This window comes from Klebsiella electrica (assembly GCF_006711645.1).
GTDB classification, from domain to species: Bacteria; Pseudomonadota; Gammaproteobacteria; order Enterobacterales; family Enterobacteriaceae; genus Klebsiella; species Klebsiella electrica.
Genome location: NZ_CP041247.1, coordinates 4,434,400 through 4,458,710 on the forward strand (window position 1 = coordinate 4,434,400; position 24,311 = coordinate 4,458,710).

Genomic DNA, 24,311 nt, shown 5'->3' on the forward strand with positions numbered 1-24,311 from the left:
GTAATCTGCGGTGCGGCGCCTGGCTAAATATCTTTGACTTTGCTGGTCAAAAACAGCGTCAGCAGCGAGATGGCAGCAATGACCCAATACACGCTGGCGTGGCCGTAGTTTTGCGACAGCGCCCCCTGCAGCACGCCGGCGAGAATCACCCCGGTGGAAATACTGTTGGTAAACAGCGTGGTGGCCGCCCCGGCTCGTCCAGGCATCAAATCCTGGAACCACAGCATGCCAATCCCGGCGACAATACCGATAAAAATGGCGTTAAACAGCTGCAGCGCCAGCAGCGCGCTGCGATCGTGAAATACGATCAGCCCCAGATAGAACAGCACGCCGGCAGCCACCGCGGCGACCATCATTTTGCGTTTGCCCCAGCGCCTGACGTAATACCCCGCCAGGATCATCGCCGGGATTTCCAGCCCGGCCGCCGTCCCCATCAGGATCCCGGCCAGACTATCCGGCAAACCCAGATCGCTACTGATCCACAGCGGCATATCGATGATATACATGGTGTTACAGGTCCACATCAGCGTCGACGCGATAAACAGCATACGCACGTTTTTATCTTGCCAGCCGCCGGTCTGCACCACGCCCTCCGCTTCCACAGGCTGCTCTACCCGGGCAACCGACGGCAGCTTAACGGCAATTAACGCCAGGCTAATGACGAAAATACCGGCCGCAATCGAGAACATGGTGGTGAAGCCATAGTTCAGCGCCAGCATAAAGGCCAGCGGCGGGCCGATCACCCACGCCAGCGACAGCTGCGCACGCATCACCGAGCTGAACATCACCACTTCTCGCGCCGAGCTATCGGCATATTCCCGCGCGAGGGCGAACAGCTGCGGCATCGCGGCATTGGCAATCGACGCCAGCATCACGCCGCAGGTGATCAACGTTAAGTAGTGACGGTTAAAAGCAAACAGCAGCGCATTGCCCACCGCCATCAGGCAGCAGAACATGATCAGCCGGCGGCGATCCCCCTGGCTATCGGATCGTTTCGCCAGCGCCAGGCTAACCAGAATACCGGCGATCGCGTTAACGGTATAAAACAGGCCAACCCAGAAGGGCTGTGCGCCCACCTCGCGGCTGAGGAACAGGCTGAGGGTTGGCGCCTGCAGCGCGCCCGCAATCCCCATCATAAAAGCGACCAGCATAAACGCCGCGTAAACCCCGTTAAGCCGCCGTCCCATCGTCATCAACCAGAGCATGTCATGTCCTTAAAAGCACGCTAAGAAAACGAAAAAAGCCAGCAGAAGTCATCTGCTGGCGGGTGATTTTATACTCTATCGATTTCAGGCGACAGGCTGGCGACCGCAACGTTATAGCTCAGCCAACTGGCCTGGGGTCTGAAAGACGATCGGTACACACCAATACTCAGTCACACATGATGTGGGCAAGTCAATGATCAGAGGTCTGATGTCACTCCCCAGTGCATCAGTTCGCCAGGAATCTTCTGCTGTCTCCCTGTCATCAGGCGGGCCAGCCATGACGCGTCCTGCGTCGCAGAAAAGTCACGTTGGTCGAACTGTTTCGCTGTAGACCTCAGCATATTCACCTCCTTGCTTCATCGGAATGCATTATTGGCCTAATATAGGGATTAATAAATTGCTGAGTTTTCATCAGGAGTTCCCCTTTTATGTCTTCTGCTCGTCTGCAACAACAGTTCATCCGTTTATGGCAGTGCTGCGAAGGTAAATCGCAGGAGACAACCCTCAACGAGCTGGCGGAGATGCTCTGCTGTTCCCGCCGCCACATGCGCACGCTGCTGAATATGATGGAAGAGCGCGGCTGGTTAACCTGGGAAGCGGAAGCCGGGCGCGGCAAGCGCTCAACGCTGGCTTTCCTGTATACCGGCCTGGCGCTGCAGCAGCAGCGGGCCGAGGATCTGCTGGAACAGGATCGAATCGATCAACTGGTCCAGCTGGTGGGCGACAAAGCCGCCGTTCGTCAGATGCTGGTCTCGCATCTGGGCCGTAGCTTTCGCCAGGGGCGGCATATTCTGCGCGTACTCTACTACCGGCCGATGAAAAACCTGCTCCCCGGCAGCGCGCTGCGCCGCTCGGAAAATCATATCGCCAGGCAAATTTTCAGCGCCTTAACGCGGGTAAATGAGGAAAACGGGGAACTGGAAGCCGATATTGCGCACCACTGGCAGCAGCTCTCCCCCACCCACTGGCGCTTTTTCCTCCGCCCCGGTATTCATTTTCACCACGGCAGAGAGCTGGATATGGAGGATGTGATTGCCTCGTTGCAGCGCAGCAACGCCCTGCCGCTGTACTCACACATTGAACGTATTGTCTCCCCCACCGCCTGGACGCTGGATATTCATCTGACGCAGCCCGATCGCTGGCTACCGTGGCTGCTCGGTCAGGTGTCGGCTGTCATCTTGCCGCGCGAATGGCAGTCGATGGAGAATTTCTCCGCGATGCCGGTAGGTACCGGGCCTTACGCGGTGGTTCGCAACAATCAAAATCAGCTGAAGATCCACGCTTTTGACGATTATTTCGGCTACCGGGCGTTAATTGATGAAGTTAACGTCTGGGTCCTGCCTGAGATTAGCGAAGAGCCCAACGGCGGCCTGACGCTACAGGGAACCACGCAAAGTGAGAAAGCGATTGAGAGTCGGCTGGAGGAAGGGTGCTACTATCTGCTGTTTGATGCCCGCAGTCCTCTGGGCAGCAACCTCGCGGTTCGCCAGTGGCTCAGCTATCTGTTACAGCCCGCCAATCTGCTTTATCACGCCGGTGAACAGTACCAGGGCAACTGGTTCCCGGCCTATGGTCTGTTGCCCCGCTGGCACCACGCCCGCAGTCATGCCTGTGAAAAACCCCCGGGGCTGGAGTCCGTCACCCTCACCTATTATCGGGATCACGTCGAACACCGCGTGATGGGCGGGATCATGGCGACGCTGCTGGCGGAGCATCAGGTCAAACTGCAGATTCAGGAGCTGGAGTACGAAGAGTGGCACCGTGGCGAGGTGGTCAGCGATATCTGGTTGAACAGCGCTAACTTTACCCTACCGATTGATTTTTCTCTGTTTGCCTGGTTGTATGAAGTCCCGCTGATACGACATTGTATTCCCGTCGACTGGGAACAGGATGCCCGTCGCTGGCACGCAGGCGAGCTAAACCCGGCCACCTGGAGCCAGCAGCTGTTGGCCAATCAAACTATCGTGCCGCTGATCCACCACTGGCTGATTATCCAGGGGCAGCGCAGTATGCGTGGCGTGAGAATGAATACGTTGGGCTGGTTTGATTTCAAATCGGCGTGGTTTGCGCCGCCGGATCCCTGATAGCAGTCCGGCAGGCGCTGAAGCGCTTTCCGTCAGTTCACAAAATCATTACACTAACGCCGTTCTCAACGGGGTGCTGATATACGTACACCATCTCATTCGGGTTGCATCAAAGCAGCAAGCGGGTGGACACGCGATGCTAACGCAGAGGCAGCGCGAAGGATGAAGTGTATAAGCTGAGAAAATACCCGTCGAACCTGATCCGGATAACGCCGGCGAAGGGATTTGAGGCCCACTCAAAATCCTTTGCCCCCCCTTGGTTATGAGGTGCAAAGTGTTGAAAAAATTACTCCCGCTGTTGGCGCTGGTCGCCGTTCCCGCGTTTGCTAAACCTGTACTCACCGTCTACACCTATGACTCCTTTGCGGCAGACTGGGGCCCTGGACCGGTCGTGAAAAAAGCCTTTGAAGCCGACTGCAACTGTGAACTGAAGTTCGTGGCGCTGGAAGATGGCGTTTCGTTGCTTAATCGTCTGCGGATGGAAGGCAAGAATAGCAAAGCCGATGTGGTGCTCGGGCTGGACAACAACCTGCTGGAAGCGGCTACGCAGAGCAAACTGTTCGCTAAAAGCCAGGTACCGGCCAGCGCTGTCACGGTACCGGGCGGCTGGGATAACGACACGTTTGTGCCGTTTGATTACGGCTATTTCGCCTTTGTCTACGACAAAAACAAGCTGAAAAACCCGCCGAAAAGCCTGAAAGAACTAGTGGAAAGCACTCAAAAATGGCGCGTGATCTACGAAGATCCCCGCACCAGTACCCCGGGCCTGGGGCTGCTGCTGTGGATGCAAAAAGTGTATGGCGAGAAGTCGCCGGAAGCGTGGCAAAAACTGGCGGCGAAAACCGTCACCGTCACCAAAGGCTGGAGCGAGGCCTACGGTCTGTTCCTGAAAGGGGAAAGCGATCTGGTTCTTAGCTACACCACCTCGCCGGCCTACCACATCATTGAAGAGAAAAAAGACCAGTACGCGGCCGCTAATTTCGCCGAAGGCCACTATCTGCAGGTAGAAGTCGCCGCGCGTACCGCCGCCAGCAAACAACCGGAGCTGGCGGAGAAATTCCTCACGTTTATGCTGTCTCCGGCCTTCCAGAATGCCATCCCGACCGGCAACTGGATGTATCCGGTCACCCAGGTTGCGCTACCCGCGGGTTTTGCCGCATTGCCGAAACCGCAGACCACGCTGGAATATACTCCGCAGCAGGTCGCCGCAGAACGTCAGAACTGGATTAATGCATGGCAACGCGCCGTCAGCCGCTAAATATCGGCTGGCTGGCGCCGGGTCTGACGGCCGCCGCGCTGCTGGTCGCCGTCGCACTGGCCGCGTTTCTGGCGCTCTGGGGTAGTGCGCCGGAGGCGGCGTGGCGCTCGATTTTCAGCGACAGCTATCTGTGGCACGTTATCCGTTTCTCTTTCTGGCAGGCGTTTCTCTCCGCGCTCTTCTCCGTCGTACCGGCGATTTTTCTCGCCCGCGCCCTGTATCGTCGCCGCTTCCCGGGGCGCACGCTTCTGCTGCGCCTGTGCGCCATGACGCTGATTCTGCCGGTACTGGTGGCGGTCTTTGGCATTCTCAGCGTCTATGGCCGTCAGGGCTGGCTGGCGACACTGTTTAACGCCGTCGGCTGGCAGTGGGATTTCTCGCCGTATGGCCTGCAAGGCATCCTGCTGGCGCACGTTTTTTTCAATATGCCGATGGCCACCCGGATGCTGCTGCAGGCGCTGGAGAATATCCCCGGAGAGCAGCGCCAGATAGCCGCCCAGTTGGGCATGCGCGGCTACCCCTTTTTCCGTCTGGTGGAGTGGCCCTGGCTACGGCGGCAAATTCCCCCCGTCGCGGCACTGATCTTTATGCTCTGCTTCGCCAGCTTCGCGACCGTGCTGTCGCTCGGCGGCGGCCCGCGGGCCACCACGATTGAGCTGGCTATCTACCAGGCGCTGAACTTTGATTATGACCCGGCGCGTGCGGCGATGCTGGCGCTGATCCAGATGGTCTGCTGTCTCGGGCTGGTGCTTCTCGCCCAGCGCCTGAGCAAGGCCGTCGCTATCGGTACCACCCAGGTTCACGGCTGGCGCGATCCGGACGATCGCCTGCACAGTCGTCTGGCCGATACCGTGCTGATTGCTCTCATGCTGCTGTTGCTGCTGCCCCCGCTGCTGGCGGTCGTCGCCGATGGTCTGAATCACAACCTGCTCAGCGTGCTGGCGCAGCCCGCGCTGTGGCAGGCATTCGGCACCTCGTTACGCATCGCGATTTCCGCCGGTCTGCTCAGCGTCATGTTAACCATGATGCTGCTGTGGAGCAGCCGCGAACTGCGTCTTCGCAACCGCCCGCTGGCGGGTCAGACGCTGGAGCTCAGCGGCATGCTGATCCTGGCGATGCCGGGAATCGTGCTGGCGACCGGCTTCTTTTTACTGCTCAATAACAGCATTGGACTTCCGGCTTCCGCCGACGGTATCGTGATCTTCACCAATGCGCTGATGGCCATTCCCTATGCGCTGAAGGTGCTGGAAAACCCGATGCGCGATATTGCCGTACGCTACGCTATGCTCTGTCACTCTTTGGGCATGAGCGGTTTTACCCGCCTGCGGGTGGTGGAGCTGCGCGCATTAAAGCGTCCGCTGGCCCAGGCGCTGGCGTTTGCCTGCGTCCTGTCCATCGGCGATTTTGGCGCCGTGGCGCTGTTCGGTAACGAACAATTCCGCACGCTGCCGTTCTATCTGTACCAGCAAATTGGCTCTTATCGTAGCCAGGACGGTGCCGTCACCGCCCTGCTGCTGCTGCTGCTGTGCTTTTTACTCTTTACGGTGATTGAGAAACTTCCGGGACGTGATGTTAAAACTGAATGATGTGACCTGGCTTTACCAGCATCTGCCGATGCGCTTCACGCTCTCCGTCCAGCAGGGTGAACGCCTCGCCGTGCTCGGCCCAAGCGGCGCGGGCAAAAGCACGCTGCTCAATCTGATCGCCGGCTTTCTACCGCCGGTAAGCGGCACAATTCTGATTAACGGCCAGCCGCATACCACGACGCCGCCGGCCCGCCGACCGGTGTCGATGCTGTTTCAGGAAAACAATCTCTTTCATCATCTTACCGTGCGCCAGAACATCGGTCTCGGGATGCATCCGGGGCTGAAGCTTAACCCGGCGCAGGTCGCCAGCCTGCAGGAGATTGCCGGGCAAATGGGGATCAATTCACTGCTGGACAGATTGCCGGGCGAGCTTTCCGGCGGCCAGCGTCAACGCGCGGCGCTGGCGCGCTGCCTGGTCCGGGAACAGCCGGTCCTGCTGCTGGACGAGCCGTTTTCCGCACTCGACCCCGCGCTGCGCCAGGAGATGCTGACGCTGGTGAGCGATGTCTGTCAGCGTCAAAATCTAACGCTGCTGATGGTGTCACATAGCGTGGAAGATGCCGCCCGCATCGCCCCACGCTCGCTGGTGGTGGCCGACGGGCGGATAGCCTGGGACGGCGCGACCGAAACGTTGCTCAGCGGCAACAGCAGCGCCTCTCACCTGTTAGGCATTAGCGCGCGATAACCTTGTGCAAAATATCGAGATAGACGGGCATCAGCGGATGGCGAATCACCAGCGTTAGCGCTGCACCAGCCAGCACTACCATCACCGGCGTCAGCCACAGCAGACGCGAGCGGGGTAAGAGTCGCGTCAGGCGATCGCGCATTTTCGCGCTGCGCCACAAGCGCCAGCACAGCCAGCCGGCCAGCCAAACCAGCAGCGCGGCGGCCAGCAGCAGCCACTTAAAGCTGGCGCTATTCTCATCCGTGGGGATATCAATCGCCGCGCCAGCCAGAATACCGGGTAAGAAGTACAGCGGCGGCCACAGCAGGCAACCGATAATATTGGGCAGAATAAACTTCGCCAGCGGAAGGTCGAGCATGCCGGCGACCATCGGCACCAGCGGCCGCGTCGGACCGACAAAGCGGCCAATAAGAATCGTGATCATGCTGTGCTGATGCAGCGCATGCTCGGTTTTATCCAGCAGGGCTTTGTTTTTCTTCAAAAAAGACCAGCGATGCAGCGGTTTTTTAAACCGCCAGCCGAGCCAGAAAGAGATCCAGTCGCCGAGTAAACAGCCGATAATCCCCGCCAGCCACGCCTGCCAGAAATTGACGTCTCCGCTGCCAATCAACGCCCCCAGCCCGGCCATCATCACCGTTCCCGGCAATATCAGCCCCACCAGCGCCAGCGATTCAAGGAAGGCGACCAGCATCACGGCTATCAGGGAATAGGCCGTGGACTGGGTGATAAAATGTTCCAGCAATGCTTGCATAATGTGCCCGGTTTCAAAACGAAGCACGGATTCTCCGGAGCCGTCGCGCTTTCGTCAAGCCATCAATTGTCCGAATAGACCCGTCATACTTCAAGTTGCATGAGCATTGGCTGCACTCGCTCACCCCAGTCACTGACTTGAGTAAGCGCCTGGGATTCTCTGCGTTGCCGCGTGATTCGGCCTATGGCCTCACCCCTTCGGGGCCAGCGCAAGCGCTGTTCAATTCGGCTTTGCCTCTTGTCCTGCAACTCGAATTAGTTAGGGTTTAGTTTACTGGTTGTGACAATTTCCCGGCGCAACATTTCGTTTTCTTTACGTTTTATTCACACCCTGCACGAAATTCACTGGGACTGGCCCCGGTGCATTTCTTAAATACCCGCGAAAAGTAGAGCTGGTCTTCGAACCCGACGTTGCGCCCTACCGTGGCGATAGGCATACGCGTGGTGCTGAGCAGCAGCTTCGCCTGGCTGATGCGCTGGTCCTCCCGCCACCCCAGCACGCTGATGCCCAGCTGCTGACGGAACAGATGGGACAGGCGCGAAGGCGACAGGCAGACATGCTGGGCGACGCTGGCGATATCGAAATGGCTGTCCGCCAGGTGATCGCTGATGTACTGGCAGGCATCGCGCACGCGATTATCCAGCGGCGGATGCAGCGACTCATTGATCGCCTCCATGCGCCGCAGCAGCAGTTGTTCCAGCAAATTGATCGCCAGCAGCTCCGAATAACGTCCGGCTCCCTGGCCGGCTTCAACGATCTGCCCAAACAGCTCACAAAAACGCGCCTGCCACGGCTCATCAGGACGGAAAAAACCGGTCTGAGCGAAGATAGTCGGCCAGTTCAGCCATTCATGCCAGTACGCGCGCGGCCGGAAGTAGACCCACTGGTGATACCATTCGCGGGCGTCGGGATGGCGGCCATAGTGATGAATTTCTCCCGGCGGAAAGAGCAGAATATCACCCGGTCGGCAAATAAACTGCTCATCGTGATTGTTAATCACCCCTTCACCACGCACCGTCAGGTTCAGAATATACCCCTTCATTCCAAGCGGACGGTCAATAAAGAAATCCAGATAGCCATCGGCATCAATCGGCGTCAGCCCCGTCACCAGATGGGCATTAAACGAGTAGCCCGGCAGCAGCGGATCGTTTTGTGTTTCAGCCATAGGCTCAGCTCTCCTGGAGATATTATGGAAACCAATTGTCCATATTCAACATTGTACTGCCAACGCAGCTCGCCGTACTGGGACGTCGGTTAAAATTTCGATTAAAACCCGCCTCGTCACAGCAAAAATCGATGGTGACGCACAATTAAAGCACTTTTGTCGCATAACAGAAGTGTCTATAAATACGGCAGGAAAGTCCACATTGAATATTTGCACAGCGTCACACTTTGCGATGTTATAGCAAAATAATCCATAAGATTAGCGAATACAGCCTGACGGTTTTTGTCGTGAATATCTACTGTTTCACCATGAATGGTTTTCTGCATGGAGTAACAGCATGGCAATTGCGATTGGCCTCGATTTTGGTAGTGATTCCGTACGCGCGCTGGCAGTGGAATGCGCCACCGGTGAGGAGCTGGCCACCAGCGTAGAGTGGTATCCGCGCTGGCAGGAGGGGCTGTTTTGCGATGGCCCGAACAACCGGTTTCGCCACCATCCGCGCGACTATATTGAATCGATGGAAGCCGCGCTGAAAAGTGTGTTGGCATTGTTAAGCGCCGGACAGCGTGATGAGGTGGTGGGTATCGGCGTCGATAGTACCGGCTCAACGCCGGCGCCTATCGATGCGGACGGCAACGTACTGGCGCTGCGCGAAGAGTTTGCCGATAACCCCAACGCCATGTTCGTGCTGTGGAAAGACCACACCGCGGTCGAAGAGGCGGAAGCCATTACTCGCCTGTGCCATCAGCCGGGCAAAGAGGACTACTCCCGCTACATCGGCGGTATCTACTCCAGCGAATGGTTCTGGGCCAAAATACTCCACGTCACCCGTCAGGACAGCGCCGTCGCCGAGGCAGCCGTTTCGTGGATTGAGCTGTGTGACTGGGTTCCCGCCCTGCTTTCCGGCACCACCCGCCCGCAGGATATTCGTCGCGGCCGCTGTAGCGCCGGGCATAAATCACTGTGGCATGAAAGCTGGGGCGGGCTGCCGCCGGCCAGCTTCTTCGATGAACTCGATCCGCTTATCAACCAGCACCTGAGCTGGCCGCTGTTTAGCGACACCTGGACCGCCGATGTCCCGGTCGGCACCCTCTGCGCCGAATGGGCGCAGCGCCTGGGCCTGCCGGAAACCGTCATCCTGTCCGGCGGCGCCTTCGACTGCCATATGGGCGCCGTCGGCGCCGGCGCGCAGCCCAACGCCCTGGTCAAAGTCATCGGCACCTCCACCTGCGACATTCTGATCGCCGACAAACAGAGCGTGGGCAATCGCACGGTCAAGGGGATCTGCGGCCAGGTCGATGGCAGCGTGGTTCCTGACTTTATTGGTATGGAAGCCGGACAATCCGCCTTCGGCGATATTTACGCCTGGTTTGGCCGTATTCTCGGCTGGCCGCTGGAACAGCTGGCGCAACAGCATCCGGAACTGAAAACACAGATCGCTGCCCAGCAAAAACAGCTGCTGCCATCGCTTACCGCGGCCTGGGCCAAAAACCCGTCGCTGGAACATTTGCCGGTGGTTCTGGACTGGTTTAACGGTCGTCGTACCCCTAATGCCAACCAGCGCCTGAAGGGGGTGATTACCGATCTCAATCTCGCCACCGATGCGCCAGCGCTCTTTGGCGGCCTGGTCGCGGCCACCGCCTTCGGCGCGCGCGCCATTATGGAGTGCTTCACCGAACAGGGTATCCCGGTCAACAACGTGATGGCGCTGGGCGGCATTGCCCGCAAAAACCCGATCATCATGCAGGCCTGCTGTGACGTGCTGAACCGTCCGCTGCAAATCGTCGCCTCCGATCAGTGCTGCGCGCTCGGCGCGGCTATCTTCGCCGCCGTCGCCGCAGGCGTGCATCAGGATATCCCAACGGCTCAGCACAGCATGGCAAGTGAGGTCGAAAGCACCCTGCAGCCGCGTCCTGCTCAGGCTCAACGCTTTGAACAACTTTACCAGCGCTACCAGCAGTGGTCGGTCAGCGCAGAACAACAGTATCTCCCTTCGGCTGCGAAGGCGGAAAAAGCCCCGCATTCTCAGGCAGCTCTCACCCATTAAGGACACGAAAATGACGATTTTTGATAACTACGAAGTATGGTTCGTGATTGGCAGCCAGCATCTGTATGGCCCGGAAGCGCTGCGTCAGGTCACGAAGCATGCCGAACATGTGGTGAACAGCCTGAATGCGCAAGCAAAGCTGCCATGTAAGCTGGTGTTAAAGCCGCTGGGCACCACGCCGGATGAAATCACCCATATCTGCCGCGACGCTAACTATGATGATAAATGCGCGGGTCTGGTGGTATGGCTGCACACCTTTTCTCCGGCCAAAATGTGGATTAACGGCCTGACTATCCTCAATAAGCCGCTGCTGCAGTTCCACACGCAATACAACGCGGCGCTGCCGTGGGACAGCATCGATATGGACTTTATGAACCTGAACCAGACCGCGCACGGCGGCCGCGAGTTCGGCTTCATCGGCGCGCGCATGCGCCAACAGCACAGCGTGGTCACCGGCCACTGGCAGGATCAGGTCGCCCATCAGCGTATTGGCGCCTGGATGCGTCAGGCGGTTTCTAAGCAGGATACCCGTCATCTGAAAGTCTGCCGCTTCGGCGACAACATGCGGGAAGTCGCGGTTACCGATGGCGATAAAGTTGCCGCCCAGATCAAATTCGGCTTCTCGGTCAATACCTGGGCGGTGGGCGATCTGGTTCAGGTGGTCAACAGCATCAGCGAGGGGGATATCAACGCGCTGGTGGATGAGTATGAAAGCAGCTATCGCCTGACCCCGGCGGCGCAGATCCACGGCGATAAGCGCCAGAATCTTCTCGATGCCGCGCGCATTGAGCTGGGGATGAAACGCTTCCTTGAACAGGGCGGTTTCCATGCCTTCACCACCACCTTTGAAGATTTACACGGCCTGAAGCAGCTCCCGGGCCTCGCCGTACAACGTCTGATGCAGCAGGGCTATGGCTTTGCCGGCGAAGGCGACTGGAAAACCGCCGCCCTGCTTCGCATCATGAAGGTGATGTCAACCGGTCTGCAGGGCGGCACCTCCTTTATGGAGGACTACACCTACCACTTCGATAACGGCAACGATCTGGTTCTGGGTTCACATATGCTGGAAGTCTGCCCGACTATCGCCACGGCAGACAAACCGATCCTCGACGTTCAGCCGCTGGGCATCGGCGGTAAAGCCGATCCGGCGCGCCTGATCTTCAACACGCAAACCGGCCCGGCGCTCGTCGCCAGCCTGATCGATCTTGGCGATCGTTTCCGCCTGCTGGTTAACACCATTGAAACGGTATCGACGCCGCACGATCTGCCGAAGCTGCCGGTTGCCAACGCGCTGTGGAAAGCCCAGCCGGATCTGCGCACCGCGTCTGAAGCCTGGATCATCGCCGGCGGCGCGCACCACACCGTCTTCAGCCACGCGCTGACGCTCGACGATATGCGTCAGTTTGCCGAGCTACAGGATATCGAACTGGCGGTTATCGATAACGAAACCCGTCTGCCGTCCTTTAAAGACGCGCTGCGCTGGAACGAAGTTTATTACGCTTCAAAACGTTAACCACGGCAGCCAATTGCCCGGCGGCACCTCGTTTGCCGGGCCTACAAACTGCGGTTTTGTAGGCCGGGTCAGCGAAACGCCACCCGGCAAGGAGAACGCAATGCTCGAAGCCTTAAAGCAGCAGGTGCTTGAAGCCAACCTGGCCCTGCCGAAACACAATCTCGTTACTCTCACCTGGGGCAACGTCAGCGCCGTCGATCGCGAACGCGGCGTACTGGTCATCAAACCATCGGGCGTCGACTACAGCGCGATGGGTGCCGACGATATGGTGGTGGTGAGTCTTGAAAGCGGCGAAGTGGTCGAAGGGAACAAGAAACCCTCTTCGGATACGCCGACCCACCGCCTGCTCTACCAGGCTTTCCCGTCATTGGGCGGAATTGTCCATACCCATTCGCGCCATGCCACCATCTGGGCGCAGGCCGGACAAGCCATTCCGGCGACCGGCACCACTCATGCTGATTACTTCTACGGCCCGGTCCCTTGTACCCGCCTGATGACAGATGAGGAGATCAACGGCGAATATGAGTGGGAAACCGGACGCGTTATCGTTGAAACGTTCCGCGACCAGGGTATCGATCCAGCGCAGATGCCCGGCGTGCTGGTGCATTCGCACGGCCCGTTCGCCTGGGGGAAAAATGCCGAAGACGCGGTACACAACGCTATCGTGCTGGAAGAGATCGCCTATATGGGCATCTTTTGCCGCCAGCTGGCGCCGCAGCTCCCCGCGATGCAGCAAACGCTGCTGGATAAACACTATCTGCGCAAGCACGGCGCGAAAGCCTATTACGGGCAATAAACCCGCGGTATCCCCGGCTCGCGCTCCGCTTAGCCGGGCTACTGACGCACAGCGAGCTGCGGGCGGGTAGCCCGGACAGGCGCGCAAGCGCCGCCTCCGGGAAATAGCACGCGCCATACCTGTATAAAACCCCAGCATCATCGATTGAACCAGGCTATAATCAGGCCTGGTTTTAATTGATGAGAGCACGGCGTGACCCAGCCACGAGAAGGTTTCTTACTGACCCGTCACTGGCGGGATACCCCGCAAGGCACCGAGCTGTCCTTCTGGCTTGCCACCGACGGCGGCCCGCTTGAGGTCACCCTGCCGCCGCAGGAGTCGGTCGCCTTCATTCCCGAAGCGCAACGCGCCCAGGTCGAACGTCTGTTGCAGGGCGAAAACGGCCTGCGTCTCGCCCCGCTCGCCTTAAAAGACTTTCATCGTCAGCCGGTTTTCGGCCTCTATTGTCGCGCTCATCGCCAGCTGATGCGCCTGGAAAAAAAGCTGCGTGAAAACGGCATCACCGTTTACGAAGCCGATATCCGCCCACCGGAGCGCTATCTGATGGAGCGCTTCATCACCGCGCCGGTTTGGGTCGAAGGCGACGCGCGCGGCGCGCGGCTGATCAACGCCCGCATGAAACCCAACCCGCACTACCGGCCGCCGCTGAAGTGGGTGTCGCTGGATATTGAAACCAGCCGCCACGGCGAGCTGTACTGCATCGGGCTGGAAGGCTGCGGGCAACGGGTGGTCTACATGCTCGGCCCCGCCGCGCCCGACGCCCCCGCCGTCGATTTCCAGCTGGAGTACGTCGCCAGCCGCCCGCAGCTGCTGGAAAAACTCAATGCCTGGTTTGCCGAACACGACCCGGATGTGCTGATCGGCTGGAACGTTATCCAGTTCGACCTTAGGATCCTGCAAAAGCATGCCGAACGCTATCGCATTCCGCTGATGCTCGGCCGTGGGAATACGGAACTGGAGTGGCGCGAACATGGGTTTAAGCAGGGCGTCTTCTTTGCCCAGGCCAACGGCCGCCTGATTATCGACGGTATTGAGGCGCTGAAATCCGCCTTCTGGAACTTCTCCTCTTTTTCCCTTGAAGCGGTGGCGCGTGAGCTGCTCGGCGAGGGGAAAGCGATTGATAATCCCTGGGATCGGATGGACGAAATCGACCGCCGCTTCCACGAAGATAAACCGGCGCTGGCGACCTATAATCTGCAGGACTGCGAGCTGGTCACGCGTATCTTCCATAAAACGGAGATCATGCCGTTTCTGCTCGAACGAGCCACGGTCAACGGTTTGCCCGCCGACCGCCACGGGGGTTCCGTCGCCGCCTTCAGCCATCTCTATTTTCCACGCATGCACCGGTTGGGTTACGTCGCGCCTAACCTGGGCGAAGTGCCGCCGCAGGCCAGCCCCGGCGGTTACGTCATGGACTCGCGCCCCGGTCTCTACGATTCGGTGCTGGTACTGGATTATAAAAGCCTCTACCCTTCGATTATCCGCACCTTTTTGATAGACCCGGTCGGGCTTATCGAAGGGATGGCGCAGCCGGACAATGCGCACAGCACCGAGGGGTTTCTCGGCGCCCGTTTCTCGCGTCAGAACCATTGTCTACCGGGGATTGTCGGGCAAATCTGGCACGGCCGCGATGATGCCAAACGGCACAAGAACAACCCTCTTTCTCAGGCGCTGAAGATCATTATGAACGCCTTCTACGGCGTGCTCGGCACCAGCGCCTGCCGCTTTTTCGATCCCCGTCTGGCCTCTTCTATCACCATGCGCGGGCATGCGATTATGCGCCAGACCAAAGCGCTGATTGAGTCGCAGGGCTATGACGTTATCTACGGCGATACCGACTCCACCTTCGTCTGGCTTAAACGTCCTCATCGCGAAGAAGAGGCGACGCAAATCGGGCGCTCGCTGGTCGCTTTCGTCAACGACTGGTGGGCCGCAGAGCTGAGTAAAGACCAGCTCACCAGCACCCTTGAGCTGGAGTTTGAGACCCACTTCAGCCGCTTTTTAATGCCGACCATTCGCGGAGCCGATACCGGCAGCAAAAAACGCTACGCCGGGATGATTCAGGAGGGAGAAGCGCAGCGGATGGTCTTCAAAGGACTGGAGACGGTGCGTACCGACTGGACGCCGCTGGCCCAGCAGTTTCAGCAGGAGCTGTATCTGCGCATTTTCCGCCACCAGCCCTATCGCGACTATATTCTGCAAACCATTGCTAAGCTGATGAGCGGCGAGCTCGACGATCGCCTGATCTACCGTAAGCGCCTGCGCCGCCCGCTGGCCGAATACCAGCGCAACGTGCCGCCGCACGTCCGCGCCGCCCGGCTGGCCGATGAGCAAAACGTCAGGCTCGGCAGGCCGCAACAGTACCAGCAGCGCGGTAGCATCCAGTATGTCTGGACCACCAGCGGCCCGGAGCCGGTGGATTATCAGCTGTCGCCGCTTGATTATGAGCACTATTTGTCCAGGCAACTCCAGCCGGTCGCGGAAGGAATACTTCCCTTTGTCGACGATGATTTTGCTACAATAGTGACAGGGCAACTGGGGCTATTTTAATTTCCTCGCTCTTTCAATTTCCAGCCAACATATCTGCAAATTGAAGGACGACGAGGACGTGACGAACGAGCTGCCATCCAGTAATATAGCGCCCTTTCCATTCCTGGACCCAATTTTGATCTCCCTCTGGCTTGCCTGGAGAAGATTAACTATTGCCTGCAATTTAAGAACACAAGAGCTGAACATATATGCCTTTTACACTTGGTCAACGCTGGATTAGCGACACAGAGAGCGAACTGGGATTAGGGACGGTAGTTGCGCTGGATGCGCGTATGGTGACCCTGCTTTTCCCCGCCATCGGCGAAAACCGTCTGTACGCGCGCAATGATTCCCCGATCACCCGCGTGATGTTTAATCCCGGAGATACCATTACCAGCCATGAAGGCTGGCAGCTCCAGGTTGACGAAGTTAATGAAGAGAATGGCCTGCTGGCCTACACCGGTACCCGTCTCGATACCGAAGAGGCCAACGTCACGCTGCGCGAAGTGCTGCTCGACAGCAAACTGGTGTTCAGCAAGCCGCAGGACCGACTGTTCGCCGGCCAGATAGACAGGATGGACCGTTTTGCGCTGCGCTACCGTGCCCGCAAATACCAGAGCGAGCAGTACCGGATGCCGTGGAGCGGCCTGCGCGGACAGCGCACCAGCCTGATTCCCCACCAGCTGCATATCGCCCATGACGTCGGCCGCCGCCACGCGCCGCGCGTTCTGCTGGCCGATGAAGTCGGTCTGGGTAAAACCATCGAAGCCGGGATGATTCTGCATCAGCAGCTGCTTGCCGGCGCGGCGGAACGCGTGCTGATCATCGTCCCGGAAACCCTGCAGCATCAGTGGCTGGTTGAGATGCTGCGCCGCTTCAACCTGCGTTTCTCGCTGTTTGACGATGAGCGTTATGCCGAAGCCCAGCACGATGCCTACAACCCGTTCGAGACCGAACAGCTGGTTATCTGCTCGCTGGATTTCGTGCGCCGCAGCAAACAGCGCCTTGAGCACCTGTGCGACGCCGAATGGGATCTGATGATCGTCGATGAAGCGCACCACCTGGTGTGGAGCGAAGAAGCGCCGAGCCGCGAATATCAGGCAATCGAGCAGTTGGCCGAACGCGTGCCGGGCGTGCTGCTGCTGACCGCCACCCCGGAACAGCTGGGTATGGAAAGCCACTTCGCCCGTCTGCGCCTGCTGGACCCCAACCGCTTCCACGACTTCGAGCAGTTTGTTGAAGAACAACAGAATTATCGCCCGGTGGCCGATGCCGTCGCGCTGCTGCTGGCGGGTAACAAGCTGAGCGATAGCGAACTGAACACCCTTGGCGATCTGATCGGCGAGCAGGATATCGAACCGCTGCTGCAGGCCGCTAACAGCGATCGCGATGACGCCCAGGCCGCACGCCAGGAGCTGGTCTCGATGCTGATGGATCGCCACGGCACCAGCCGCGTGCTGTTCCGTAACACCCGTAACGGCGTCAAAGGCTTCCCGAAACGCGAGCTGCACACCATTCGTCTGCCGCTGCCCACCCAGTATCAGACGGCGATTAAAGTCTCCGGCATTATGGGGGCGCGTAAAACCGCAGAAGAACGCGCGCGCGATATGCTCTACCCGGAGCAGATTTATCAGGAATTTGAAGGCGATACCGGTACCTGGTGGAACTTCGATCCGCGTGTTGAGTGGCTGATGGGCTACCTGACCAGCCACCGCTCGCAGAAAGTGCTGGTGATCTGCGCGAAAGCGACTACCGCGCTCCAGCTGGAGCAGGTGCTGCGCGAACGCGAAGGGATCCGCGCCGCGGTCTTCCACGAAGGCATGTCGATCATTGAGCGCGACCGCGCCGCCGCATGGTTCGCCGAAGAAGATACCGGCGCCCAGGTGCTGCTGTGTTCTGAAATTGGCTCCGAAGGCCGTAACTTCCAGTTTGCCAGCAACCTGGTGATGTTCGATCTGCCGTTCAACCCGGACCTGCTGGAGCAGCGTATTGGCCGTCTCGACCGTATCGGTCAGGCGCACGATATTCAGATTCACGTTCCGTATCTGGAAAGAACCGCGCAGTCCGTGCTGGTTCGCTGGTACCACGAAGGTCTGGATGCATTTGAACATACCTGCCCGACTGGCCGCACCGTGTACGACAGCGTGCATAACGAGCTGATTAATTATCTTGCCGCGCCGGAAACCAGCGAAGGCTTCGATGAGCTGATCAAAACCTGCCGCCAGCAGCACGATGCGCTGAAAGCGCAGCTGGAACAGGGTCGCGACCGCCTGCTGGAGATTCACTCCAACGGCGGAGAGCAGGCCCAGGCATTAGCTGAAAGCATTGAAGAGCAGGATGACGATACCAGCCTGATCGCCTTTGCCATGAACCTGTTCGATATTGTCGGCATCAACCAGGACGATCGAGGCGAGAACCTGATCGTGCTCACCCCTTCCGATCATATGCTGGTTCCGGACTTCCCGGGTCTGCCGGAAGACGGCTGCACTATCACCTTCGAACGAGATATTGCCCTGTCTCGCGAAGATGCGCAGTTCGTCACCTGGGAGCACCCGCTGATTATCAACGGCCTGGATCTGATCCTTTCCGGCGATACCGGCAGCAGCACTATCTCCCTGCTGAAGAACAAGGCGCTGCCGGTCGGTACATTGCTGCTGGAGCTGATTTACGTTGTCGAAGCGCAAGCGCCGAAACAACTGCAGCTTAAGCGCTTCCTGCCGGCGACGCCGGTGCGCATGCTGCTCGATAAAAACGGCAATAACCTCGCCGGTCAGGTGGAGTTTGAAAGCTTCAACCGCCAGCTGAGCGCCGTCAACCGTCATACCGGCAGCAAACTGGTCAACGCGGTACAGCAGGACGTGCATGCGATCCTCCAGCTCGGTGAGGCGCAGGTTGCCAAAGCCGCTCAGGCGCTGATCGACGCGGCCCGCGATGAAGCCAACGACAAGCTGTCGGCGGAACTCTCTCGTCTGGAAGCATTAAAAGCGGTTAACCCGAACATCCGTGACGACGAGCTTTCGGCCATCGAGAGCAACCGTCAGCAGGTGATGGACGCGCTGGCGCAGGCTGGCTGGCGTCTCGATGCGCTGCGCTTAATCGTGGTCACCCACCAGTAACGGAACGCGAATATGGCGATGGAAAACTACAATCCGCCACAGGATCCCTGGCTGGTTATCCTCTATCAGGATGAGCACATCATGGTGGTCAACAAGCCGAGCGGCTTGTTGTCCGTCCCGGGGAGACTGGAGGAGCATAAAGACAGCGTGATGACGCGCGTGCAGCGCGACTTCCCGCAGGCCGAGTCGGTGCACCGCCTCGACATGGCTACCAGCGGCGTGATTGTGGTGGCGCTGACCAAAGCGGCGGAGCGCGAGCTGAAGCGTCAGTTTCGCGAGCGTGAGCCGAAGAAGCAGTACGTCGCCCGCGTGTGGGGGCATCCGGAAAAAGCGGAAGGGCTGGTGGATTTACCACTGATCTGCGACTGGCCGAACCGGCCAAAGCAGAAGGTGTGTTACGAAACCGGTAAAGCAGCGCAAACTGAGTATGAAGTGCTGGAGTATGCCGACGATAACAGCGCCCGCGTGCGCCTGAAGCCGATTACCGGGCGTTCACATCAGCTGCGCGTACATATGCTGGCGCTGGGCCATCCGATTCTTGGCGATCGCTTTTATGCGACGCCAGAGGCGCTGGCGATGGCCCCACGGCTGCTGCTGCACGCCGAAACGCTGACCATTACCCATCCGGCCTACGGCAACGCGATGACCTTTCGCGCGCCCGTCGATTTCTGATCGGGTGTTTACCCCGGGTGGCGGCGCATACGCCTTACCCGGGCTACACGTTCTGACTACCGGCGGTTAATCGCGGGCAAACCACGCATCGATCATCTGCTCAACGCGGGCGACAACCTCTTCGTCATCATGGCGATGCAGGCTCTCGCAGGTCTGAGCGGCATCATCGCACAGCAGGCAACGGCGCGTACTTTCATCCTGCACCTGCCGGCCTTGTTGCGGACAAATCACTTCGATATTCCATAAGCGGCCAAGCGGATGAGTCTGTAGCAGCTCCGTGCATAGCGCCTTGACCTCGCTGGCAGAATGCTCAACGCACCACAGCGCCTCCGGCCCGGTTGGCAACCACAGCACCTGACGGTCCAGCGTTTTCCAGCGGCGCTTCCACAACAGCTGGTCGCAGGCCTGCAGCGCCACGCCCATCATATTGCGATAGCGGATGCTGTCTTTTACCGCGCCCGGCGTCACCAGCGTCAGCGCAATGACCGGTTGTTGATAATGGCCAAGCCACTCGGCCTGGCGCGCTGCACGCTGCGCTTTCGTCGCCAGCTCGGTTTCTACGCTGGCGCCCGCACGGGCGGGAGTATCCACAGACATTAATTCCTCTCCTTCACTTGATAAAATGACGACGACAAAGCCGCCGCCGCGATAGCGGATTACGCTGCTGATTGTATCGCTAAACGAACAGAATTTAGGGCACGGGACAAAGAAATTTTCTTCGTCCCGTGGAGGAAAATTGCAGGTTTTCCTGTTAGCGCAGAGCTAAATCATGCCAGGAAATGACTGAGGAACAGCAAACCCAATGAAACATTAATCGCGCCGCCAATACGGGTGGCGATTTGGGCGAACGGCATCAGGCTCATACGGTTGCCGGAGGTCAGAATCGCCACATCGCCGGTGCCTCCCTGACCACTCTGGCAGCAGGAGACAATCGCCACATCAATCGGGTGCATGCCTGTCTTTTTACCGACCAGGAACCCGGTCGCCACCAACGCCGAGACGGTGCTGACGATCACCAGCAGATTCGTTATCGTAAAGGCGTTCACCAGCTCCTGCCACGGGGTAATGGCCACACCCACGGCAAACAGAATCGGGTAGGTCACCGCGGTGCGAAAGAATTTGTAGACCATCTGCGATCCTTCCTGCAGGCGCGGCGAGACGCCGTTAACCAGTTTGAGCAGTACCGCCAGAAACAGCATGCCCACCGGCGCCGGTAAACCGGTCATTTTCTGCCCCAGCATCCCCAGCATATACAGCAGCACGGCCAGCAGAGCGCCGGATGCCAGCGTCGCCACATCGACCTTGCCAGCGGAGGTCTCAGCATCGTCCGCCCGCTGCGTTTCATTGCGGCGGTTCGGCATCAGCTGACCTTCACCGGTCAGGTGCGGAAAGCGCTTGCCCAGCTGATTCAGGCAACCGGCAATCACTATCGCCGTCAGGCTGCCCAGCATTACCATCGGTAACACACGGCCTAATGCCACCCCTTGATCCATATGCATCAGGGCGGCATAGCCGATTGACAGCGGAATCGCCCCCTCCCCTACGCCACCGGCCATAATCGGCAGCACGATAAAGAAGAACACCTGAAACGGCGCCATCCCCAGGGCCGTACCGACGCCGATGCCCACCAGCATGCCGACGATTTCACCGCACAGCATCGGGAAGAAGATACGCAGAAAGCCCTGAATCAGAGTCGTGCGGTTCATGCTCATAATGCTGCCGACGATAATGCAGCAGATATAGAGATAAAGAATATTGGTCGATTTGTAGAATTTGGTCGTGGATTCCACCACCACTTCCGGCAGCAGGCCGTAATGCACCAGCGCGGAAGGGATAAAGGTGGCGCAGATAGCCGCCGCGCCCAGCTTACCGAGGATCGGCAGGCGCTTGCCAAACTCACCGCAGGCAAAACCGAAAAAGGCCAGCGTCGCGACCATGACCACGATATCGCTCGGCAACTTTCCGCCCAGACAGTCGAGGGCGATTAATCCGCCGGCCAGCAGGAACAAAGGCAGCGGGATAATCCCGACTTTCATATTATCCATCACGTGCCACCAGCGTTGTTTGAGGGTGGCTTTCGGGGTGTTGATGGGATCGAGGGTCGCAGAGAATGCATTGTCAGTGGTGCTCATAGGTTTGGCCCTTTCGTTATTATTCATTTTTGAGATTAGGGAGCCTGAAGCAGACTTAATGTGAAGCGTGACGAATTAGAAATGAAGTTTTAATGGTCATTATGGTTTTTATGGTTTCTATTCCACGACGTGATATCTCTCTGATTTATTAGCGTGGTTTTTATGGTTTTTATTGCACGCCAGAGGGGAATACTGCGACGTGCCTCTTCGCGAGGTCTCGTCACCGCTGACCACCGCGGGCTCCGGCGGATTGACCGACCGTCCGCGATACGCTCAGGCGCAATAAGCGGCCTGCCGTGGTGTCTTGATAAATCATCGCCAGTAGATGATTCTGGTTTCTCATCGCCTGCGGCAACGTTCACCCCGTTGCCGCCTAACCCATATCGGCGCCGGGAATATGTTACCGTGCCGGTAGCGCAGAGACGTTGCACACGACTTATGAAGGTTTCCTTTCAATTTAAGCTGTTTATTTCGCTGGTCGCCTTTTTCTCCGTATTATTCGCGCTGCTGGGCGTCTATTACTACATCGATGCCAGTCATCAGCTTTATCAGGAAATGAGTACCCGCGCCAAAATACAGGCTGAAGAGATCGCGCTGATGCCGGATTTACGCCAGCAGGTTATTGCGAAAGACCGGCAGCCGCTAACGTCATTGATGCAAAAAATCGCCGCCCGCAGCGACGCGAGCTTTATTGTTATTGGCGACGCGCAGGGGGTGCATCTGTTTCATTCCGTCCACCCGGAGTGGGTCGGTACCCGGCTGGTGGGCGGTGATAATCAGGCGGTGCTGGAAGGGAAAAGCGTCACCACCATCCGTAAAGGCGGGCTTGGGGTGTCGCTGCGCAGCAAGGCGCCCATCGTCGACGCCACCGGCCGGGTTGTGGGCATCGTCTCCGTGGGTTACCTGACCAGTTATCTCGATAGCATCACGCTGACAAAGGTCATCAATATCTTCGCCGCCGCCGTGCTACTGCTGATCGCGCTGTTTATTTTCTCCTGGTATTTTACCCGCAGCATAAAAAAACAAATTTTTTCGCTGGAACCGCGAGAAATCGGCCTGCTGGTACGCCAACAAAAGGCGATGATGGAATCGATCTATGAGGGCGTTATCGTTATCGATCGCCAGCGGCGTATCGAGGTGATCAATCACGCCGCACGCAGCCTGCTGGGACTGAGCAAGCCCGCGCGGCTGCTACGCGGCCAGTCGATCGACAGCGTCATCGCCCCGCAACCTTTTTTCGCCAGCGATGAAATGCTGGAAAACGACACTCACGATGAGCTGTGCCGCTTCAACCAGCTGACCGTCCTCGCCAGCCGGGTGCGCATCATGCTGGAGGAGTCGCTGCAGGGCTGGGTGATTACTTTCCGCGATCGTGATGAAATCAACTCCCTCAGCGCCCAGCTAAGCCAGGTTAAACGCTATGTTGATAACCTGCGCATCATGCGCCATGAACAGCTGAACCGAATGACCACGCTCTCCGGTCTGCTGCATATGGGGCACTATGACGAAGCGATTCGCTATATTCAGGCGCAGTCGGAACATGCGCAGGAGCTGCTGGACTTTATCTCTTCCCGGTTCAGCTCGCCGACGCTCTGCGGCCTGCTGCTGGGTAAGGCTGCCCGCGCCCGCGAAAAAGGGGTGGCGCTCAGCTTTGACCCCGCCTGTCAGCTCGACCGGCCGCTGTCTGCCTTAATTGAACCGGAGCTGATTTCGATTATCGGCAACCTGCTGGATAACGCCATTGAAGCCACGCAGCGTGCCGAACTGCCGCACGAGCCGGTGGAAGTGCTGATTCAACTGAATGCCCGCGAGCTGATGATTGAAGTTGCCGACCGTGGCATCGGTATTGACCCGGCTATCCGCGATCATATCTTTGAACGCGGCATTACCACCAAAACCCGTGGCGATCACGGTATCGGCCTGTATCTTATTGAACATTATGTGACACAGGCTGGCGGCACCATTGAAGTCGCCGATAACTCACCGCGCGGCGCGATCTTTACGCTGTTTATCCCCGCCGACGGCCCTGTTCATCCCCGACACGAGGCGAACTATGCATCATGATCTGGTCGATGTGTTGATCATCGAAGATGAAAGCGAGCTGGCGAGGCTGCATGCCGAGCTGATTCAGAAGCATCCGCGTATGCGGCTGACGGGCATGGCCGCCTCCCTCTCCCAGGCGCGGCAGATGCTCAATAGCCAACCGCCGCAGCTGATACTGCTCGATAACTATTTACCCGACGGCAAAGGGGTCACATTGATGACCGACCCGATTCTGGCAGAGGCCAACTGCTCGGTGATTTTTATTACCGCCGCCAGCGATATGGAAACCTGTAGCCAGGCGATCCGCAACGGCGCCTTCGACTACATCCTTAAACCCGTCTCCTGGAAACGTCTGAGCCAGTCGCTGGAGCGTTTCGTGCAGTTTTACGATCAGCAGCGAGAATGGAAAATCGTCGATCAGCAAAACGTTGATTCGCTGTACCAGTTGCAGGCGAAGAACTATCGCGCCGATAGCGGCGGCAGTAAGGGGATCGAGGAGAAAACGCTGGCGTTGGTGCAAAATCTGTTCAGCGGGCGGGAAAAGCACAGTTTTTCCGTGGATGAGGTGGTAAACGACGCCGGGTTAAGTAAAACCACCGCCCGCCGTTACCTGGAGCACTGTGTGGAAATCGGTTATCTCGAAGTGGAGATGTTGTACGGAAAGATTGGTCACCCGCGCCGGATGTACCGACGCGCTCAAAGCACATCATGAGGTCTCTCCCGCCGGGG

The 24,311-nt window shown here is 58.4% G+C and carries 17 protein-coding genes, 1 pseudogene and 1 riboswitch; of the genes and pseudogenes, 12 read left to right on the forward strand and 6 right to left on the reverse strand.

The window, feature by feature from the left end; all coding sequences use genetic code 11:
• Positions 1-23: 23 nt before the first annotated feature.
• Positions 24-1,205 carry a sugar efflux transporter gene (locus Electrica_RS21185; protein WP_100682577.1) on the reverse strand — a complete coding sequence of 394 codons (1,182 nt, stop codon included), beginning with the start codon at positions 1,203-1,205 and terminating at the stop codon, positions 24-26.
• 190 nt (positions 1,206-1,395) lie between these two features.
• A pseudogene (locus Electrica_RS21190) lies at positions 1,396-1,546 on the reverse strand (glucose uptake inhibitor SgrT).
• Between the two features lie 87 nt (positions 1,547-1,633).
• Here Electrica_RS21190 and sgrR point away from each other — a divergent pair.
• From sgrR to thiQ, 4 genes are all read left to right on the forward strand, one after another.
• Positions 1,634-3,289, forward strand: a complete 1,656-nt coding sequence (sgrR, locus tag Electrica_RS21195) for an HTH-type transcriptional regulator SgrR (protein WP_141965329.1) — start codon at positions 1,634-1,636, stop codon at positions 3,287-3,289.
• 59 nt (positions 3,290-3,348) lie between these two features.
• Positions 3,349-3,531: riboswitch (TPP riboswitch) on the forward strand.
• 32 nt (positions 3,532-3,563) lie between these two features.
• Positions 3,564-4,547, forward strand: a complete 984-nt coding sequence (gene thiB, locus Electrica_RS21200; protein WP_141965330.1) for a thiamine ABC transporter substrate binding subunit — start codon at positions 3,564-3,566, stop codon at positions 4,545-4,547.
• Positions 4,523-6,133 carry a thiamine/thiamine pyrophosphate ABC transporter permease ThiP gene (gene thiP / locus Electrica_RS21205; protein WP_141965331.1) on the forward strand — a complete coding sequence of 537 codons (1,611 nt, stop codon included), beginning with the start codon at positions 4,523-4,525 and terminating at the stop codon, positions 6,131-6,133. The genes thiB and thiP overlap by 25 nt, the downstream gene beginning before the upstream one ends.
• Positions 6,117-6,818 carry a thiamine ABC transporter ATP-binding protein ThiQ gene (thiQ, locus tag Electrica_RS21210; RefSeq protein ID WP_141965332.1) on the forward strand — a complete coding sequence of 234 codons (702 nt, stop codon included), beginning with the start codon at positions 6,117-6,119 and terminating at the stop codon, positions 6,816-6,818. The genes thiP and thiQ overlap by 17 nt, the downstream gene beginning before the upstream one ends.
• Here the strand turns inward: thiQ and Electrica_RS21215 are convergent.
• Both Electrica_RS21215 and araC read right to left on the reverse strand, forming a co-directional pair.
• Positions 6,805-7,569 (reverse strand): DedA family protein, encoded by a 765-nt coding sequence (locus Electrica_RS21215; RefSeq protein ID WP_100682662.1) that lies wholly within the window; start codon positions 7,567-7,569, stop codon positions 6,805-6,807. The genes thiQ and Electrica_RS21215 overlap by 14 nt on opposite strands.
• Before the next feature lie 319 nt (positions 7,570-7,888).
• Complete coding sequence (gene araC / locus Electrica_RS21220; RefSeq protein ID WP_100682582.1) at positions 7,889-8,734, reverse strand: arabinose operon transcriptional regulator AraC; 846 nt, start codon at positions 8,732-8,734, stop codon at positions 7,889-7,891.
• Between the two features lie 337 nt (positions 8,735-9,071).
• Between araC and araB the strand changes: the two genes are divergently transcribed.
• The 6 genes from araB (at position 9,072) to rluA (ending at position 19,407) form a co-directional block, all read left to right on the forward strand.
• Positions 9,072-10,781 carry a ribulokinase gene (gene araB / locus Electrica_RS21225; RefSeq protein WP_141965333.1) on the forward strand — a complete coding sequence of 570 codons (1,710 nt, stop codon included), beginning with the start codon at positions 9,072-9,074 and terminating at the stop codon, positions 10,779-10,781.
• A gap of 10 nt (positions 10,782-10,791) precedes the next feature.
• Positions 10,792-12,294 carry an L-arabinose isomerase gene (araA, locus tag Electrica_RS21230; RefSeq protein WP_100682584.1) on the forward strand — a complete coding sequence of 501 codons (1,503 nt, stop codon included), beginning with the start codon at positions 10,792-10,794 and terminating at the stop codon, positions 12,292-12,294.
• Positions 12,295-12,394: 100 nt separating this feature from the next.
• Positions 12,395-13,090, forward strand: a complete 696-nt coding sequence (araD, locus tag Electrica_RS21235) for an L-ribulose-5-phosphate 4-epimerase (protein WP_141965334.1) — start codon at positions 12,395-12,397, stop codon at positions 13,088-13,090.
• A 192-nt stretch (positions 13,091-13,282) separates the two neighbouring features.
• Complete coding sequence (gene polB / locus Electrica_RS21240; RefSeq protein ID WP_100682586.1) at positions 13,283-15,640, forward strand: DNA polymerase II; 2,358 nt, start codon at positions 13,283-13,285, stop codon at positions 15,638-15,640.
• Positions 15,641-15,828: 188 nt separating this feature from the next.
• Positions 15,829-18,735 (forward strand): RNA polymerase-associated protein RapA, encoded by a 2,907-nt coding sequence (gene rapA, locus Electrica_RS21245; protein ID WP_131049217.1) that lies wholly within the window; start codon positions 15,829-15,831, stop codon positions 18,733-18,735.
• Between the two features lie 12 nt (positions 18,736-18,747).
• Positions 18,748-19,407, forward strand: a complete 660-nt coding sequence (gene rluA, locus Electrica_RS21250) for a bifunctional tRNA pseudouridine(32) synthase/23S rRNA pseudouridine(746) synthase RluA (protein ID WP_100682588.1) — start codon at positions 18,748-18,750, stop codon at positions 19,405-19,407.
• Between the two features lie 66 nt (positions 19,408-19,473).
• Here rluA and citX read toward each other — a convergent pair whose 3' ends face one another.
• Both citX and Electrica_RS21260 read right to left on the reverse strand, forming a co-directional pair.
• Positions 19,474-20,004 (reverse strand): citrate lyase holo-[acyl-carrier protein] synthase, encoded by a 531-nt coding sequence (citX, locus tag Electrica_RS21255; protein WP_141965335.1) that lies wholly within the window; start codon positions 20,002-20,004, stop codon positions 19,474-19,476.
• 170 nt (positions 20,005-20,174) lie between these two features.
• A complete protein-coding gene (locus Electrica_RS21260) occupies positions 20,175-21,539 on the reverse strand; it encodes a 2-hydroxycarboxylate transporter family protein (protein ID WP_141965336.1) in 1,365 nt (454 codons plus the stop codon).
• A gap of 438 nt (positions 21,540-21,977) precedes the next feature.
• Here Electrica_RS21260 and Electrica_RS21265 point away from each other — a divergent pair, with 438 nt between their 5' ends.
• Together Electrica_RS21265 and Electrica_RS21270 are read left to right on the forward strand one after the other, a co-directional pair.
• Positions 21,978-23,603 carry an ATP-binding protein gene (locus Electrica_RS21265; RefSeq protein ID WP_131049215.1) on the forward strand — a complete coding sequence of 542 codons (1,626 nt, stop codon included), beginning with the start codon at positions 21,978-21,980 and terminating at the stop codon, positions 23,601-23,603.
• The gene (locus Electrica_RS21270; protein WP_141965337.1) at positions 23,593-24,294 is read left to right on the forward strand and encodes a response regulator; all 702 of its coding nucleotides are present in this window, start codon (positions 23,593-23,595) and stop codon (positions 24,292-24,294) included. Before Electrica_RS21265 ends, Electrica_RS21270 begins: the two co-directional genes overlap by 11 nt.
• Positions 24,295-24,311: the final 17 nt, after the last annotated feature.

Excerpts from the sequence above, each read along its gene's own strand:
- thiQ (WP_141965332.1), top strand. The coding sequence starts at position 6,117 with ATGTTAAAACTGAATGATGTGACCTGGCTTTACCAGCATCTGCCGATG.
- rluA (WP_100682588.1), top strand. The coding sequence starts at position 18,748 with ATGGCGATGGAAAACTACAATCCGCCACAGGATCCCTGGCTGGTTATC.
- Electrica_RS21260 (WP_141965336.1), bottom strand. The coding sequence starts at position 21,539 with ATGAGCACCACTGACAATGCATTCTCTGCGACCCTCGATCCCATCAAC.
- Electrica_RS21270 (WP_141965337.1), top strand. The coding sequence starts at position 23,593 with ATGCATCATGATCTGGTCGATGTGTTGATCATCGAAGATGAAAGCGAG.
- Electrica_RS21265 (WP_131049215.1), top strand. The coding sequence starts at position 21,978 with ATGAAGGTTTCCTTTCAATTTAAGCTGTTTATTTCGCTGGTCGCCTTT.
- rapA (WP_131049217.1), top strand. The coding sequence starts at position 15,829 with ATGCCTTTTACACTTGGTCAACGCTGGATTAGCGACACAGAGAGCGAA.
- Electrica_RS21185 (WP_100682577.1), bottom strand. The coding sequence starts at position 1,205 with ATGCTCTGGTTGATGACGATGGGACGGCGGCTTAACGGGGTTTACGCG.
- araB (WP_141965333.1), top strand. The coding sequence starts at position 9,072 with ATGGCAATTGCGATTGGCCTCGATTTTGGTAGTGATTCCGTACGCGCG.
- sgrR (WP_141965329.1), top strand. The coding sequence starts at position 1,634 with ATGTCTTCTGCTCGTCTGCAACAACAGTTCATCCGTTTATGGCAGTGC.
- araA (WP_100682584.1), top strand. The coding sequence starts at position 10,792 with ATGACGATTTTTGATAACTACGAAGTATGGTTCGTGATTGGCAGCCAG.
- araD (WP_141965334.1), top strand. The coding sequence starts at position 12,395 with ATGCTCGAAGCCTTAAAGCAGCAGGTGCTTGAAGCCAACCTGGCCCTG.
- araC (WP_100682582.1), bottom strand. The coding sequence starts at position 8,734 with ATGGCTGAAACACAAAACGATCCGCTGCTGCCGGGCTACTCGTTTAAT.
- citX (WP_141965335.1), bottom strand. The coding sequence starts at position 20,004 with ATGTCTGTGGATACTCCCGCCCGTGCGGGCGCCAGCGTAGAAACCGAG.
- thiP (WP_141965331.1), top strand. The coding sequence starts at position 4,523 with ATGGCAACGCGCCGTCAGCCGCTAAATATCGGCTGGCTGGCGCCGGGT.
- Electrica_RS21215 (WP_100682662.1), bottom strand. The coding sequence starts at position 7,569 with ATGCAAGCATTGCTGGAACATTTTATCACCCAGTCCACGGCCTATTCC.